Raw genomic sequence first — 16,085 nt, forward strand, 5'->3', positions numbered from 1 at the left:
AAGGGATTGTTTTTTTAAACGCTCAATACGTGCTTTTCCCCATTGCAGTCATCAATAGCACCTAATACTTGGGGTGCTTACACAACCTGGTGAACAGCAGAAAATTGCCCTTCCAATAAGATTTCAAGTCTGGTGACGGCTTTGAACTCGGTACTTTAGTATCCTCTTACAACCAAGAAGAATATGCAGATAGCGAACATGACAGACAACCATAAAATAGCTGGAACGTAATTCCCACTTTTGGCTTCCGAGGCTAGATATGCATTAAATTCCTTCTTACGTTGCCGGTTACCACAAGGGGATGGCGAACTATTGTGGTGTCCAAGTGAAGTGACACCATCGGCAATATACTCTTTAGCTGAGGCTAGTGTCGGTAAGAGGCCCAATTCAATTTCGCAGTCTGCATCGAGTACGTACCAACTAGTTCCTTGCTTTACGATAAATCGACCATCTGAAACGGCATATTGACCAGCTTTGAGCATTTTAACTGAAGCCACAGCTTTCTCCTTGAACACTGACACCACGCTCTAAGGCAAGAAACATTAAACCGCATGCTGGCCTAAGCATTTAACGGTGTAACAGCTGCCGACGGTAGTGGCTTTAGGGTAAGTTATATTTTGCCGAAAAAATGTCGTTATCTGGATCTGAATTCCACACATATTCGCAGTAATCAGCGATTTTCTCTGCCCTATCCTGCCCCCAGATATGGGCGATTAAGGCCAGCGACATATCAATCCCCGCAGACACGCCTGCCGATGTAAAAATATGACCGTCTTGCACCCAGCGCGCTTTGGCTACCCAGTTGGCAGTAGGAAGCTGTGACGCCACCCAATGAAAAGCCAACTTATTGGTGGTTGCGCTTTTACCCGTCAACACCCCAGCCCTGGCTAATAAAGCACTCCCCGTACATACGGCAGTGATATATTTCGCGCTTGACGCCTGGCGAGATATCCAAGCGATCAACTCAGGGTTGTTTACCTCTGTTCTGGTTCCTTTACCTCCAGGCACTAAGATGATGTCGTAAAGTGCTGAGTTGAACCCCACCGCAGAGTTTATGCTCGGCCCCTGGGCAGACGCCACGCTACCGACGGTTTCAGATACAATGTCAATTGAAAGCTCATCGCCAAGCTGCCCCAGCATTTCTAGTGGGCCGAAAACATCCAGTAACTCAAAGCCATCAAAAACCAATACTCCCAGTTTCATTATCCCTCACTTGTAAGCGTCTTCAGTATCAATAAACCTAGTTTTATTGATCCAAGACATGCTCAGGATTAGCGCTTCCCAAAGTGCCAAATTGAAGTAAATATAGTGACAATAATTAAGCCCAATCCTATATGTAAAAGCCAAATAATTGGTCTTATGAAGCTTGGCTTAACGACATTGGGTAACTCTCGAAGAATAAAGCTACCTTTTGTGAAGGGCAGCCAAGGGCTTACTCCAGATTTTTTGCCAAGAGCAAGTAACGCTGTTGCCAATAGCACACATGCCACACCAAGAATCATTAAAGTAAGCATGAAGCTCTGCATTATTCTCTAATATCCTTACAACACCCGCCACAAACGCGAGCAACGAGTTGCTAGTCGAGCGCCCAAAGTCCATCGCGTTTTTGAAAGCGATTGTTGTATGACGATTTAAACCTTACAGCTCAGTCCCCAGAGTCTTAGACAACTCTTGCAACTTATCCCTAATTTCATTCTTTGCGGCAAAGTTCAATTCTGTTTTCACTAGGTTTTCCAGAACCGTGTAATATGCAAGACTAAAAGCGCTGTCTTTTGATGAGACTAAGTCCGGTTTTACGCCAACCCATTCCCAATTTGTTTTAGTGACCGGATTTATTGCTTTACCATATGGAATACCTGCAACAAAACCATTCCCAAAATCTAAAAAGCGCATTGGGTGCGCTCCGCCGCCAGTCACTTCACCGACCACGACTGCTCGCTTTAAGCTCTGTAAGCTATAAGCAAAATCTTCAGCTGCTGAGAAGGTTTTACTACTCGTTAAAATGTAAATGGGGATATCGACGAGCTTCTTTCCTTTAACTTTTCTGAAGGTCCAAAATTCATCAACTTCACCAGAATCACGCCAATAAATACTATTAAGATGAGTCCTATTTTTAAATAGATAGCTACTAATTAGCTGTGACATCTCTGGATGCCCGCCACCATTATTCCTAAGATCGAAAATAATAGCGCTTGTATCAGCAACCATCGACATAACATTGGCTACACGCTCGGTTGAATTGCTGTTTACTTTATCAAAACCCCAAAAATCAATATAACCAACATTACCTTCCAGTATTTCAACCTTACTAAATCCAGAGTTTTTACGTTCAAGTCTTTCCCAATAACTTTCTGAAGGTTGATTGGCGTCTATTTTTTCATCATTCTTCCATGAAAAGCTAAAGTGTTTATCAAACTTCTTTAGATCATTAGCAATTGCTTCTGCAAACTCTTTGTCACTCGAAACACGCTCTAGTTCTTCAGAAGAAGATAATATTTCTAGTGAATCTAATATCGCAGGTTTTTTTTCATCAAGGACATACTGTTTAGCAATTTCTTGCTTCAAGTGGCGGATAATTTCCAGCCTTTCTGCGCGAACGGCCGTATCAGCAAAAGTTACACAAGGGATAAACAAAGCACCCACTAAGAATTTAATCACTAGATTCTTCCTGACGCCGTGCGCATGCCCCGCTAACTGGCGCTCTACGCTTTAATATTTTGTTCACTACAAGCTCCAAACAACCCCGTCGATGCGAGCTATGAGCGGTCGCCGTGCCACACTTTGTTAACTGCTTACCACTCATACCCAACAATTCGAATTCCAGTTGAATCTATGCTCAAGGGAAACTGTGAGTACTTTAATAAATGCTCTTGAATCGACCTAAGATCATTGCTCAGATTTGGCAAAGGTCTTTTCGCATCAGCATGACGATTTGAGTATACGGCAGGAATAAAAATCCATTCAATTTCTCTTAAGCTGACATACGGAGCTGGACTGCAATCACCGAACCTCTCATCATCAAGTAGTGCATCAGTAGCGCAGATGCTGCATTCAATATGTCGATCCCAATCCAAAAACTTCCACAAAACACCGCCTATATTCTCAGGATACTCCTCGCACGCAAAAAACAGCTTTCGCCACTTAGCATTGCTCATATGAGCCACTTTAGCGCTTCTAACAAGTTTATCTATTTTATCTTCGTCGCTCATTATCACCTTGGGCAGTTAACGCCCGCCTCAGCGAAAAAATTATCCAATGAAGGCGCCTGCCAGGTAGCTGCAGCACGACTTTTTGCCTCCTCTCTCTGCTCTGGCGTCAACGGTTTGGTGCTTCCCAGATACACTAATTGTTTGTCAGCCAACCAAGACGACCCGCATGCGCCATCATGGTTTACGCCATACCAGAAGTGAGCCGTAAACCATGAAACGTGCTCGTTCGACTGATACCCGTTGACCTGTTCAGGACGAGTCCGCTCTAGCCAAGCATATAGATCTGATTGGCCGATGAATCCATCACGACTTTCCTTCGGAAGGATCAGCACATCTTCATTTACTGAAAAGGTAATTCGGAGGGCCGTTTGAAAGTGCTCTAGATCAAAAAGTTGCAAAACATCGACCGGCACGGAATGACCAGCATCCACCAAACGGCAGCCAAAACTCTTCGCGTAGTATTTGTACACGTTGCGTTGGCTATCTTCGAAATCGGCACCAAAAACCGAGCTAAAATCGATAAAGCGCTTACTTAAAACTTCTGCTTCGTTTCCGAAAACCCAATCGATCAATTGATCATAGGCTCGATCCCAAGGCTGAGACCTCGCATTGTTGCAATTGCTGCACAAATTCTTCGCATATTTCAACGCATTAGAATTTGAGCCTCGTATCAGTTTCTGAGAACCCGCGACGACAAGGGCTAGAGCTCTATCACCTTTGTAAGGGCCCTTGCCATGAGCACGCACAAGATCAGCTTTCTTAAATTTGTGCTCTGCACTATCTGCCGGAGAACCACACATCCAGCATTGAGTTTCGTTTTCAGACACCGCCACGATCTCCCAGCAACCTAACGAATGATATAGACTCCCCCTTTCCCGGGGTTATGCCACGATTACTTGGCAAACATTGAGGAGAACTGTCCATGTCTGATTTGAACTATGTCTATGGCATTGATTTAGCCAAACTGAGTTTCAGTATTCACCGTGAAGGACGCCATAGCAAGGCCTGAATACATGACCTCCTTGTCTTATATGACGCACCATCCCTGGTGCACCAGTCCCATTTCTTTACTGCGCGGTAAAGAAACGAGACGCAAAGAAAGCGCGCCCGCGGATTCCCAACAACGTCAGTCCAGGTCACTGCGAAAAGACGGTCGTGAAAACGACGTTCCCGACGCGTCTTCCACTCAATTTACTCCCAGCAAATTGCCCGCCTTTTAGCAGCAACCTGATCAGACCGGGAATTTTAAGCGGGGGGTAAAGCGGCTTGGGCCGCTTAAGGGGGTAGCAACTGATTGATGTTGTTGTCGGTTAATGTCTGCTTTGTGCCAATCGCGTTGATTGACTGCAATAACGGTCTTGTCACCGCCCAATTCTCTCAAACTGTTTCAACAACTACGCCCCCTTTGATCTATTATTTAGTTGCCACTGAACGTGCTTTTACTGCATCAAAACTATCTGTAGATACGTTTATTCTGCCGCCTAAATGTACCAAAACTTCTCTTGCCCCTGCACCCAAGGCAAGCTCTCGTAACACCCGCTCTTCTATGCTGGTAAGTCCGCCCTCAGTCTTCTCCAGCTGGTGCATGATAATCCTTGGTGCAGGTCGTATCCTTGACTGATGAACTTGCTTCACACCATATTGGAGTATCTTCTCTGCAAGAAAAAAGTCAGCAACCAATGATCTAGGATGTTTGAAAGGATTATGAACACTGGTGTTATTCGTTTGCAGGCGCTTAACCGCAATTCCTATCGCTTTGATAACCTCTCCGTTAGCCCCTTTTTCGATAGCTATCAGCGGTTCGTCCTCATATTGAACGTCTGACGAAAACACTTTAATTGAGACTTTATTCTCACTTAATTCGATAAGTAAGTCGTTTGAAAACAGGCTTCTCAGGTAAGTAAACAAAGGCTTGTTTCTCCAAAAAACAAAGGAAGTCCAGTCCGATTATGATGTTTTTGTTATTAGCCACTGAATATATCCCCGACCCGACCTTTATAGTCGTATCCTTTTGATTTGTAGTAGGCCAACTCTACTTTCTTAAATGAGTCAAAGTATGCAGCAACAAGTGGCACAAAGAAAACGGCTGCAAAATATTGCTTAACTTCTCCATCAGGTATGTAACCCACCTCATGAATAAGCCAATGATTTATATCGAAGAACCTAAAAAATACAACGGCTACTAACCCAAATATTAGTGAACCGAAAACCTTAAACCAGGTACTCCTAGCGAACTGCCATAAGATACGAGAAGTCTTTGAAATAAAAACAACATATAAATAGAAAAGAGTGACTAAAACTACCAATTCATAGTGAAGCGCGGTTGGCACCAAGAAGTAGCTAAAAGCTGGTGCAATGAAGCCAAGCATTGTCCGCTTGTATTTTTCTACGAAGAAAATCCCTTCGTTTGTTACATCATCGGGAAGTGAATTTACAGATTTCATAGTGGCTTATAACGCTCCCTTCTAACGAATCCCCTCATAAAACAAAGTAGATTCAATAAGATAGACACGCATGGTGCTGAATGATCTAATTCATTTCGCCAAAAACTTACCAGATATCAACACCATGCCTGACATTGCCATCTTACACGATTTGCTCAAAAAGCAATGCCCTGAAATTCACGCCAAGCGCTTAGATTCCCTGATGCTCGCGACGTCCTCCCTACTCGATGGTCACCAACTGTCGCTCACGGAGTTGGGCCGAAATATCGCAGGTCCGGTTTCGGCCAAGCACAATATCAAACGGATGGACCGGCTGTTGGGTAATGCGGGCCTGCACCAGCAGCGTCAGGTCTTGTACCGCTGGCATGCCAGGTTGTTGTGCCGCGCTAATCCGATGCCCATCGTCCTAGTGGATTGGTCTGATGTGCGTGAACAATTACGCTTGATGACGTTACGGGCTTCCGTCAGTGTCCGGGGCCGCTCGGTGATACTGTATGAGCGCACCTTTACCTTCGCCCAGTACAACTCGCCAGCCTCTCACAACGCCTTCCTGGCAGAGCTGGCCACTGTGCTGCCAGCGGGCACGTGCCCCTTGATTGTGACCGATGCCGGTTATCGCAATACCTGGTTTCGCCAGGTTGAATCCATGGGCTGGTTTTGGCTGGGACGGATACGTGGAGAAGTCGGTTTCCAACCAGTGGGCCAATCCCTGTGGCACAGCAATAAATCCCTCTATCCCCAAGCTTGCCACCATGCTGAGTATATTGGCCCGGTACGCCTTGGACGCAAAAGCCCTATTCACTGCGAACTGCACTTGTATAAAGCCAGGCCTAAGGGGCGAAAAGACCGGCGTTCATCTAAAGCGGGGCGCTCTCACACCGCCCAGCGTAGTTACCAAACCGGTAGCAAAGAGCCGTGGTTGCTGGCAACTAACTTGCCGCCTTCTTATTTCAACGCCAAACAAGTCGTTAACCTGTACGCCAAGCGCATGCAGATTGAAGAAAGCTTCCGTGACCTGAAAAGTCCACAATACGGCATGGGCCTCAGGCACAGTAAAAGCCGCTGCCCCAAGCGCCTCGATATCCTGTTGCTGATTGCTTTACTGGCCACGCTGGTGCTTTGGTGGATTGGCTTGTTTGCCTTAAAAGTCGGGTGGCAGCGGAAGTTCCAGGCCAATACCGTATCTCATCGTCTGGTGTTATCGGTGGTCAGACTCGGTAAAGAAGTCAGGAAACGCGCCAACTACCCCATTCCTGAACAACGATTGCACTGGGCACTGCAGGAATATTCCCGACTTGTACATTCGTTGGGGAGACCTGAATTATGAGGGGATCCCCCAGCGCTCCCTTAGGGGCAATAACACGCGGGCTAAAATTGGAGCGAAGTGACTGAGCCCACGTGTTATTGTCCCAGGGAGCTTGCGACCGGCTACAGCGGTTTGTTATGTGCTTGAATTACCGATTTCTTTGCTCTTGAATTCGAATACCTTTTTGACGGTATTGCAGATTTGCCCTGGCACAGCTTCCTTGTTCTTATAATGATATTCAGTCTGATAATCGCCTTCGGGAACAATCATATCTACAAATAGCTCACCGGTGTTTAACTTCAAAATTCTATCCTGAATTTCATAGCCAAACTCGAGAAATGAAGTGGTGTTATACATGGTTGAATGTATAACTCCATCTACAAGTTCCCATTTATTCCAATACATTTCAATTTCCAATGAGTTTACTAATGAAAAGGCAATTTCACATTTGTCGCCAGACTTTTCATACTCAATAAAACTGTAATCTATACTATTTGAGTCATGGTTGATTATCCATGTACCGATTAAATCTTCGTTCGCTCTATTCGTAGACTCACTACAAGACCAAACAAAAATAGAAAGTGCTATGACTAAAAATCTCAAAACTACTCCTGAGGCACATAACGAATGATATAGACTCCCCCTTTCCCGGGGTTATGCCACGATTACTTGGCAAACATTGAGGAGAACTGTCCATGTCTGATTTGAACTATGTCTATGGCATTGATTTAACCAAACTGAGTTTCAGTATTCACCGTGAAGGACGCCATAGCAAGGCCTGAATACATGACTCCCTAGTCCTCTATGACATGTCTGTCCCATTTACAACCGGCATCCTGCCTTGCCTTGCTCTGCTTAATTTACGGCCTGCATTCTAGCCATACCCTTTCATTAGGGTGATGCTCTGCAATTGTTGCGAGAGCATCATCTAGCTCTTCGTTATTTGCAGGATCTATCTCGTAGCTAAAGTTTGTAATATCGAGATCCATTTCCCTATAGCTAGCAAGTTCAGATTCACTCAAAACGTTACTACCAATCCAGACAGGGTACTTGCCCGTTACAATTACAGCCTCAAGCTCTCGAAATCCTTCTTTTGTAACTGCGAATATGATCATAGGAATTTAACACTTAACATTTGGGGCAACCGGAGCAGCTGCGCCGTGTAGGTTCTCCCTTGCCGCGCTTTTAGCGGCAACCAGCAAAATGTTTTTGTTATATGCTGATTTCATTAAATCACTTTCGCGTAGCCCACTACTTTGTATGCCTCGCAAATATGCCAAGCGAAGCCGGGCGCGAACAGCTCTAAATCTGCCTTCGGAATTATACATTCGAGCCTGGCTTTGCATTTTTCTCCTGGCTTCAGCCACTTTTTACCTTCAAACTCGACTCGACCGATAAAAAAGTAGTCTTTGCCTGGAATCAGGTGGTTGGGCTGAACGCCAGATACATAACCTTCTCGGCCCCTCATTGGGGGCTCAAAGAGCGCTACTTCTATATCAAAAGCAGCATCGACAGTCTCAGCTATTGGTTCCATCTATTTCCTGAGCAACTCGGGCATATAACGAATAATAGGACTCCCCCTTTCCCGGGGTTATGCCACACTCAAGCATGAAACCATAGAGGAAAACTGTCCATGTTTTATTCCACCTATTTTTATTGTATTGATTTAGAAAAACTGAGTTTCAGTATCCACGGCGAAGACGCATGGCGAGGTCTTGAATACGTGACCTCCTAGTCCTTTATGACACGCGTTCCCTGCTGGCATTTATGACCTATAAGCAGCTCCCTATTTTAAGCTGGGGAGAAAGCGGCTGCGAAGCTTTGGCCTAGTTGACCATTATCAATATCAATGAACCTGCCCCTGCTGATCATTTTTACAGTCCGATGTAACCCTAAGGTGACGATTGATGATGTTAAAAAGTACTGTTTTTGCTTGTTTCTTACTCTTTCAGCCAGCATGTTGGCTGCATCAGAGCATAAGGCCAATTTAACAGCTGTATAATGATGCGTTAGGCTTGGAACTAATGCTAAAAATTGCCCCCAGTAAAAGGAAATGAAGATGTGTTATAAAACAGGGAAGGTTGATGTTTCCCCACGAGTTAAAAAATACCTTGCAGTAGCCATAATGGCAGGCCTGATGACTGCATCTGGAGGAGCTTCAGGTGGTAATAGCGAGCCATTACTTTCAGACTCGCAAAACAAAGTGCCGTCAGTCAATGCAGGTCCAGACCAAACCGTCACAGAGCTATCAAAGATTACACTGAGTGGCAGTGGTTCCGACAGCGATGGTTCGATAGCGCGTTTCGATTGGAAGCAGACATCAGGAAAAACGGTATTTATCGAAAATCCAAGTAGTCCGGAAATCTCATTCCGCGCCCCAAAAGGCATCACTGAGCAGCAAGTCACCTTGCAACTGACTGTTACGGATAATGAGGGCGCAACCAGCTCGGACTCATTAGTTATTACTGTAATCCCAATGACACCAGAAGAAGCGGGATTAGCGCTTGAAAAGGCGATGAAGAACATCGGCAATTTAGCGAAAGTAGTGACGCTGCCGCCGCACCCGGATAAAACGCAGGCGATAGCCACAGTCGAAGGAGTAGACGCTAACAAAAACGGTACCAGAGACGACTTAGAACATATTGCCTATCAGGGTATGAATTTGCAAAAAGGGGTTAATTTAGATACATATAACCACATGATATCTATAATAAATATGATTCAGCCACCGAGTCCGGTAGTCGAAAATAGCATCAGTGAACTTGCCATCTATTGTGCATATCAAGCTGTCCCCAAAAATGTAAAAAGGAAGATGCCTTTAAGTTTTCTATATAGCATCGTACTTGATACGCAAGCGCGAAAAACAGCGCACTATAGATCATTGACTCGATCAACGCATAATTTAAGGGCTGAATCATGCGAGCAAACGTAATAAGCCTCTTTTACATTTTTATTTTGGCGTATGGGTCATTGTCTTACGCCGAGACAATTCAAGGTATTCCATGACCACACCGGTCGGACTATAGCCAATGGAAGGGTACAGCTTTACGCCTTTGAAAATACTGTTACGTAAAGTGTCATCAATGAATGCACAATATTCCTCTTGCTGATAAACCAATTTACATGAATTCACACCCAGCACGGGAACGTTGTACCCTTTCGTTAACTGGTGCAGTATCTCGTACAAATCGATCTGTTGCTGCATGGTTGAGGCTGGCTCTTTACCGCCAATAATCAAAGGCGCAGGTCACATCCAGACATGCCTTACGGATGGACCAGAATTAGGAGAATACGTTTTTCGATAGGTAGCAAGGTTTGCTGAGCGCTTAATCAGCATTCGGCCTACAAAGTCGAACAAGTGCCCTACTTTCGCCAGTCCCTGAAAATGGATATGTTCTCGGTACCGACACAGATTTTGTGGGAAGTATCTGAGGTTAGCTGACCGCTTAAGGCTTCTGAGATGGTATCCACTGTAAATCGCTTAGGCAGCTAAACAGTTGGATAGCTTCTCGCTGCGCGAGCAGGCTACATTACACATCTATCATTAACTCCTGGAATAACCGATATTTCTGGCCAGCCTACACCGAAGGTCTGATTGTTCTGGTTAGCGTCACTTTCTAGACTGCCTTCTTTTTCTCAGAGGGCATGCTTTCATGACGGATAGCAGCAGTACGTCTTACCAATCAAGGCATAAACCCAGCAGTACATTTTCTTCCCGCGGCGACTATCTGGAACATGAACTGCAAATTATGGCGCCGCGTCGCTGGCGGCCCAATCTGCCCTTTCGCGACTACCGATTCGAATTTGAAGATTTAGTACCGGCCATGGCCGCGACCATAGGCAAAATTGTTATGGTGGCAGCCGTGGTGGGTGCATTTGCCGGGCCACTGGGCTTATCGCAGGAATTTGTGATTGAGAATGCCCGTTTTGAAATGCTGATTGCCGCGATTTTGTTTGTGGTACTGATATCCGGCTTTCTAAACCCTAATGCTAACTTAGCAGGCACCCATGGCCCACTGATCCCTTTGATACCCTTGATTGTTGCCTCTGGTGGTCATCCCATGGCGCTGGGGATCCTGATTGGGGTGTTCGGTTTTATTCTCGGCATAACCAAGGGCGGCAGTTTGCTGGCCAGGTTAACCAGTAACGGGGTATGTGGTGGGCTGCTGCTTTACCTCGGTTTTATTGGCATTACCGCGCAAATAACCAAGCTGTACAGCTGGGCCGAAAGCTTCGATATGGCCTATATCGCCTTTGTGGTGATCCTGTGCACCATATTAATGTACGCCTGGCTTGAACATATTCAAATGCGCTGGCTAGCCATTCCGCTGGGCGCTTGTCTGGCGGCGGTGATTGCCTTTGCCTTAGGCGCACCTTTTGAGTTCACCACCAGCCCCAGCATTCCTAATCTGTCACCTGCCTACTGGTGGGGAGAAGATACGGGCTGGCAATTAGGCTTACCTGATCTACAAAGCTTTATTGCGGTGGCGCCTTTTGCGGTGCTGGCGGTAGCCATGTGGTCTCCAGATTTTCTTGGCCACCGGGTATTTCAGCAATTGAGTTATCCGAAGAAAACCGACAAGGTACTGATGAATATTGACGACACTATGCTGTCAGCCTCGGCCAGACAAATTGTCGGCAGCACCTTAGGCGGTGGCAATTTGGCCTCTTCCTGGGGAACCTACATAGTGCCAGCCGCCATTGCCCGTCGCCCTATTCCTGGCGGAGCCATTTTAACCGGCATACTCTGTATTGTTGCTGCGCTGTGGGGTTACCCCATGGATCTGGCCGTATGGCCACCGGTACTGAGTGTTGCGCTGATTGTTGGGGTATTCTTGCCCTTGCTGGAAGCCGGTATGCAAATGACCCGAGAAGGTAAAACCACCCAGTCGGCCGGTATCGTGATTTTCTCATCGGCGCTGGTTAACCCGGTATTCGGCTGGTCGCTCACGGTGCTGCTGGATAATTTGGGCCTGATTGGCTGTAAAGAAAGAGGTAAAGAGCTCGGTCACGCAGGACGCTGGATTATTCCGGGAATGACCTTTGCTGTGCTTTGCGCCGTGATGGCCGCCATTGGCATGTTTCCGGGTATTCCGCCGCTTCTGGCATCTTTTGCTCACCCTTAGTTTTACTGATGCGCGGGCTTAGCGGCCTGCGCATTAAAGATAAGGGTGCTGAGCAAACCAATCCTGCAAAAATTCAATAAAGCGCTGCAGGCGGGGCGGCGTAAAGTGTCTCACCGGGTACAACGCATAAAGTGTCATCAGGGGTTTAGGGGCCTCGGTTAAAATCTCTACCACCTCACCACGTTGCAAAGCCGGGTAACTGATAAAGCGGGGAATAAAGCCTACGCCCATGCCCTGTTTGATCATATCCAGCAAAAACACCGAGCTGTTGGCCTTCATATTGCCACTGATAGCCACACCGTCAGCCCCCACCGGCCAGTGATTTTTATGCCGAAAATAACTGTATTCAAAGCATTGGTGGTGGCTCAAGTCATCCGGCTTAAGGATGGGGGCATGAGCGGCAAGATATGCAGGGGCGGCACAAATGCTGTAACTGAATTGGGTAATAGCTTTACCAACGTAACTAGAATCGAAGGCCTGACTGGCTACCCTAAGGCCAAGGTCAAAGTTATGTTCGAGCAGATCCTGCGCCTGGTCACTGAACTCGATATCCAGCTCAATATGCGGGTAGCGGCGCATAAACTCGGCAAATACCGGAGCCAATGCGGTTAACCCCAAAGCCATCGCCGCATTGATGCGCAGGCGGCCTTTAGGCTCTTGCTGCTGCTCCTGAATATGAGCTTCGCTGTCTTCCACTTGGCGCAGAATCTCCCGGCAGCGCACAAGATAATCTTCCCCTAGCTGGGTTAGCTGCAAACGGCGGGTGGAGCGCTGCAATAACCTCGCTCCCAGACTGTCCTCCAGGCTACTGATTTGTTTGCTGATCATGGACTTACTGCTGGCACTTTGTTCCGCGACACGTGAAAAGCTGCCCAGCTCTGCCACGCGCACAAAAAGCTGCATGGCCTTTAATTTATCCATATTGTTTCCATACAGGAAAAAGAGTTATCACATTGTAGCCATATATCAATTCAATACACAGTCCTATAGTGAAGCCGTTCCAACATACTGGAATTCATAACCAAGGAGTTTGCTATGTACACATTGTATTTTTCTCAAGGGGCTTGCTCGCTCGCCACCCAAATTATTTTACGTGAACTGAATTTGCCAGTGGAGTTGGTGAGCAAAGCCAGGCTTGCTGATTATCAGCGGGTAAATCCTCTGGGTGCCGTCCCTGCTCTGGGGGTGGATAATAAAATCCTGACCGAAGGCGCAGCGATTATTCTCTACCTTCTCAATAAGCACCCTAACGAGCTACTGCCCTTGGCTGGTGATGCGCGTCAGCAGGCCATAGAGGACCTGCTTTTTGCCAATGCCACTGTACATCCGGCCTACAGTAAATTGTTCTTTATTGGTTCAGCACTTCCCGATGGCGAGGCGAAAACCCAGGCACTGAACGCCGCAGCCGAAAAAATCAATACACTCTGGAATCGGGTGGAAACAAAATTAGCTAACCAGCCTTATCTGGGTGGTTATCGTCCGTCAGCGGCAGACATTTTATTGGCCGTGTATGAGAGCTGGGGCCAGTACTTCCCGGTCAGCATTGAACTGGGTCCGCGCAGCCGGGCGATGATCGACCAAATCCGTGCCCTTCCCAGCTACCAGGCCTCTGTTGCCGCCGAGCAACAGGCAGCCTAATGGTGAACGGCCAACATTTGTCTGAGTTACAGGTGGTCGAAGCCCTTTTGATGCAGTACTTCGAAGGTTTGCATAATGCCGACATCAAGCTACTGGAACGCATTTTTGATGCCGACGCCAGGTTATATGCGCCCGGCGTGCGCCGCAGCAAAGCGCAGTGGCTGGAACTGGTGGCCAGTCGGCCGGTTCCTTGCGAATTAGGGCATCCCTTTGACTATCAGATTTTGGCCATTGAGCTTTGCGGTGAACAAGCCATGGCCAAAGTCAGTTGCCCGCTGCTGGGGCGCCATTTTATTGATTATCTCGGCCTCTTAAAGGAGCAAGGTACCTGGCGCATTGTGGCCAAACAGTACGCCGATAACCCGTTTAACTCATATCACGACAAGGAGTGACCATGCCTTACGTTAATATCAAAGTTACCGATGAAGGGGTAACCAGCGAGCAAAAACGCCAACTGATTAAAGGGACGACTGAGCTGTTGGTAAAGGTTTTGAATAAAGATCCCAAAACCACTTTTGTGGTAATTGAAGAAGTGAACACCGACAACTGGGGGCTTGGCTACCAAAGTGTTTCTGAACTACGCAAAGCAGCGAATCGCTAAACCAATATGATAAGAGCCGGTACTACCGGCTCCTAATCCCTCAACCCAGCCAACGTGACTATGCCAGGATACTGTTGGTTCTTGGTTAATTTTCTACAAACTCATTGTTCTTAAAATGCAATTGCCGCCCCTCCGCGCCCTTGGCATCAATATCCAGCACAATCAGGCTCGGCTGATCATCGGCAACAAAAACTTGCTGCCCATCAGCATCCCACAACGCACTTTGTCCGCAGGCCTGCCAGCCACCGGTCTCACCTATAAAATTCGCCAGTAACACCGGACATTGCCCCTGTTTGGCGATAGTTGCCAGAATGTGGCTGTCGGCCTGGTAACCGCCTGCTGTTATCAGGGCACTCGCCAGATAAATATCAGCACCAGCCATTCTGGCCTGCGCAACATGACGGGGATCGGCAAAATCAGCACATATAGCCAGCGCCACTTTATGTCCCTTGATATCAAAATAGCAGGGCGAATCCCCGGCTAAACAATATTGCTCTTCTCCAGCATGCAAATACTGCTTACGGTAGGTAACGACTTTTCCATCCGGGAAACATAACAACGCACCTATGTAAGCCTTGCCATCTTCACCCGGCAGCGGGCAACCGGCAATCACTAGTACATTGTGCTTTAAGGCAGCCTGAGACAGCATAGCTTTGCAATAAGCCTGCTCTTGTGCCAGCTCAGCGGCCAGATCCAGTTCATAGCCAGACAAGGACAGCTCAGGAAACACTAGGATATCGGCGTGATGCTGCGCTGCTAACTCAATGGCCTGCAGGTGGCATTGCATATTTGCCGCAATCAGCCCGCGCTGACTGCTGACTTGCGCCAGACAGATGCGGATTGAAGAACGCATAGTTTTCCTTAAAGAAGGCGGTTTCTATATAAAGATGATGAAGACCAGTTGGTCTGATACACCCTTTAGCCCGGATAAAACCAAGCTGATGCCAGCACTGTATTATATGCCCAAGGTTGGCAATAACTTAGGTACTTAGCGGTCACATTTGAGCTTATCGCCCGCCTGCCACATCCAGTAAACTGCCGGTCATATAAGAAGCCCCGGCGCCTAGTAAAAAGGCAATCGCCTCGGCCACTTCACTGGCCTGTCCACCGCGCTTTAATGGAATGGCACTTTTTAGCCGCTCAAGACGGTTTGGCTCGCCGCCATCGGCGTGAATATCGGTATCGATAAACCCGGGTCTCACTGCATTCACTCGGATCCCCTGCCCCGCCACCTCTGCGGCCAGCCCCACAGTGAGTGTGTCCATGGCACCTTTGCTGGCAGCATAATCCACGTATTCGTTGGGTGAACCGTATTTTGAGGCGGCTGATGAGACATTGACGATAGCACCGCCTTTTCCGCCAAACTCGCTGGACATGCGCTTAACCGCTTCACGACAGCATATAAAGGCGCTGGTCACGTTTGTACTTAGAATATGATTGATACGGGCCGCGTCCATATCCACCAGTTTACTTTGGGTTTTAAGCACACCGACATTATTGACCAGCGCACTGATGGGGCCTAACTGTTGGTCAATTTGCCCAAACATTCCCACAACCTGCGCCTCATCAGCCACATCGGCCCGCACTGTTAAAACCCTAACGCCCATGCCCCGCAGCTCTGTTGCCAGGGCTTCAGCCAAGGCTGTCTCTTTTCGGTAGTTGAGGCAAAGATCATAGCCCTGCCCAGCCAGTACTCTGGCGGTAGCCGCCCCAATTCCGCGACTGGCGCCGGTAATCAATGCAATAGGTCTCAAACCTTAC

At 47.3% G+C, this 16,085-nt stretch carries 20 protein-coding genes; 6 read left to right on the forward strand and 14 right to left on the reverse strand.

All coding sequences use genetic code 11. From position 1 onward, the window contains the following. Positions 1–155: 155 nt before the first annotated feature. The 7 genes from KJY73_RS18005 to KJY73_RS18035 form a co-directional block, all read right to left on the reverse strand. A complete protein-coding gene (locus KJY73_RS18005; RefSeq protein ID WP_269813797.1) occupies positions 156–497 on the reverse strand; it encodes a hypothetical protein in 342 nt (113 codons plus the stop codon). A 103-nt stretch (positions 498–600) separates the two neighbouring features. After that, the gene (locus tag KJY73_RS18010; RefSeq protein ID WP_214345069.1) at positions 601–1,203 is read right to left on the reverse strand and encodes a DJ-1/PfpI family protein; all 603 of its coding nucleotides are present in this window, start codon (positions 1,201–1,203) and stop codon (positions 601–603) included. Positions 1,204–1,638: 435 nt separating this feature from the next. Then, complete coding sequence (locus KJY73_RS18015) at positions 1,639–2,658, reverse strand: S41 family peptidase (protein WP_214345070.1); 1,020 nt, start codon at positions 2,656–2,658, stop codon at positions 1,639–1,641. Positions 2,659–2,792: 134 nt separating this feature from the next. Further along, positions 2,793–3,209 (reverse strand): hypothetical protein, encoded by a 417-nt coding sequence (locus tag KJY73_RS18020; RefSeq protein WP_214345071.1) that lies wholly within the window; start codon positions 3,207–3,209, stop codon positions 2,793–2,795. 2 nt (positions 3,210–3,211) lie between these two features. Further along, positions 3,212–4,042 (reverse strand): hypothetical protein, encoded by an 831-nt coding sequence (locus tag KJY73_RS18025; RefSeq protein WP_214345072.1) that lies wholly within the window; start codon positions 4,040–4,042, stop codon positions 3,212–3,214. Positions 4,043–4,622: 580 nt separating this feature from the next. Then, positions 4,623–5,117, reverse strand: coding sequence for a rod shape-determining protein (locus tag KJY73_RS18030; protein ID WP_232848723.1), 495 nt, complete (start codon positions 5,115–5,117; stop codon positions 4,623–4,625). Positions 5,118–5,173: 56 nt separating this feature from the next. After that, a complete protein-coding gene (locus tag KJY73_RS18035) occupies positions 5,174–5,653 on the reverse strand; it encodes a hypothetical protein (protein ID WP_214345073.1) in 480 nt (159 codons plus the stop codon). 124 nt (positions 5,654–5,777) lie between these two features. Here KJY73_RS18035 and KJY73_RS18040 point away from each other — a divergent pair, with 124 nt between their 5' ends. Continuing rightward, positions 5,778–6,980 carry an IS4 family transposase gene (locus KJY73_RS18040; RefSeq protein WP_214345324.1) on the forward strand — a complete coding sequence of 401 codons (1,203 nt, stop codon included), beginning with the start codon at positions 5,778–5,780 and terminating at the stop codon, positions 6,978–6,980. A gap of 114 nt (positions 6,981–7,094) precedes the next feature. Here KJY73_RS18040 and KJY73_RS18045 read toward each other — a convergent pair whose 3' ends face one another. From KJY73_RS18045 to KJY73_RS18055, 3 genes are all read right to left on the reverse strand, one after another. Continuing rightward, complete coding sequence (locus KJY73_RS18045) at positions 7,095–7,562, reverse strand: hypothetical protein (protein WP_214345074.1); 468 nt, start codon at positions 7,560–7,562, stop codon at positions 7,095–7,097. Positions 7,563–7,819: 257 nt separating this feature from the next. Beyond that, positions 7,820–8,074, reverse strand: coding sequence for a hypothetical protein (locus KJY73_RS18050; protein ID WP_214345075.1), 255 nt, complete (start codon positions 8,072–8,074; stop codon positions 7,820–7,822). Between the two features lie 113 nt (positions 8,075–8,187). Next, complete coding sequence (locus KJY73_RS18055; protein ID WP_214345076.1) at positions 8,188–8,493, reverse strand: hypothetical protein; 306 nt, start codon at positions 8,491–8,493, stop codon at positions 8,188–8,190. 525 nt (positions 8,494–9,018) lie between these two features. Here KJY73_RS18055 and KJY73_RS18060 point away from each other — a divergent pair. After that, entirely contained in the window at positions 9,019–9,891 is an 873-nt protein-coding gene (locus KJY73_RS18060) for a PKD domain-containing protein (protein ID WP_214345077.1), read from the forward strand. Positions 9,892–9,909: 18 nt separating this feature from the next. Here the strand turns inward: KJY73_RS18060 and KJY73_RS18065 are convergent, their stop codons facing one another. Continuing rightward, positions 9,910–10,164 carry a hypothetical protein gene (locus KJY73_RS18065; RefSeq protein WP_214345078.1) on the reverse strand — a complete coding sequence of 85 codons (255 nt, stop codon included), beginning with the start codon at positions 10,162–10,164 and terminating at the stop codon, positions 9,910–9,912. 448 nt (positions 10,165–10,612) lie between these two features. Between KJY73_RS18065 and KJY73_RS18070 the strand changes: the two genes are divergently transcribed. Further along, entirely contained in the window at positions 10,613–12,085 is a 1,473-nt protein-coding gene (locus KJY73_RS18070) for a DUF3360 family protein (protein WP_214345079.1), read from the forward strand. Positions 12,086–12,118: 33 nt separating this feature from the next. Here the strand turns inward: KJY73_RS18070 and KJY73_RS18075 are convergent, their stop codons facing one another. Next, positions 12,119–13,006 (reverse strand): LysR family transcriptional regulator, encoded by an 888-nt coding sequence (locus tag KJY73_RS18075; RefSeq protein ID WP_214345080.1) that lies wholly within the window; start codon positions 13,004–13,006, stop codon positions 12,119–12,121. Between the two features lie 114 nt (positions 13,007–13,120). Between KJY73_RS18075 and KJY73_RS18080 the strand changes: the two genes are divergently transcribed. From KJY73_RS18080 to KJY73_RS18090, 3 genes are read left to right on the forward strand one after another with little or no spacing between them, the layout of a single operon-like run. Beyond that, positions 13,121–13,723: a glutathione S-transferase family protein gene (locus KJY73_RS18080; RefSeq protein ID WP_214345081.1), complete on the forward strand. Its 603-nt coding sequence runs from the start codon at positions 13,121–13,123 to the stop codon at positions 13,721–13,723. Continuing rightward, entirely contained in the window at positions 13,723–14,115 is a 393-nt protein-coding gene (locus tag KJY73_RS18085) for a nuclear transport factor 2 family protein (RefSeq protein WP_214345082.1), read from the forward strand. Before KJY73_RS18080 ends, KJY73_RS18085 begins: the two co-directional genes overlap by 1 nt. A 2-nt stretch (positions 14,116–14,117) precedes the next feature. Further along, positions 14,118–14,324, forward strand: coding sequence for a tautomerase family protein (locus KJY73_RS18090; protein WP_214345083.1), 207 nt, complete (start codon positions 14,118–14,120; stop codon positions 14,322–14,324). Positions 14,325–14,409: 85 nt separating this feature from the next. Here the strand turns inward: KJY73_RS18090 and KJY73_RS18095 are convergent, their stop codons facing one another. Both KJY73_RS18095 and KJY73_RS18100 read right to left on the reverse strand, forming a co-directional pair. Then, complete coding sequence (locus tag KJY73_RS18095; protein ID WP_214345084.1) at positions 14,410–15,177, reverse strand: carbon-nitrogen hydrolase family protein; 768 nt, start codon at positions 15,175–15,177, stop codon at positions 14,410–14,412. A gap of 154 nt (positions 15,178–15,331) precedes the next feature. Then, positions 15,332–16,078, reverse strand: coding sequence for an SDR family oxidoreductase (locus KJY73_RS18100; protein ID WP_214345085.1), 747 nt, complete (start codon positions 16,076–16,078; stop codon positions 15,332–15,334). Between the last annotated feature and the right edge of the window lie 7 nt (positions 16,079–16,085).

This window comes from Bowmanella yangjiangensis (genome assembly GCF_018531185.1).
Lineage (GTDB): Bacteria > Pseudomonadota > Gammaproteobacteria > Enterobacterales > Alteromonadaceae > Bowmanella > Bowmanella yangjiangensis.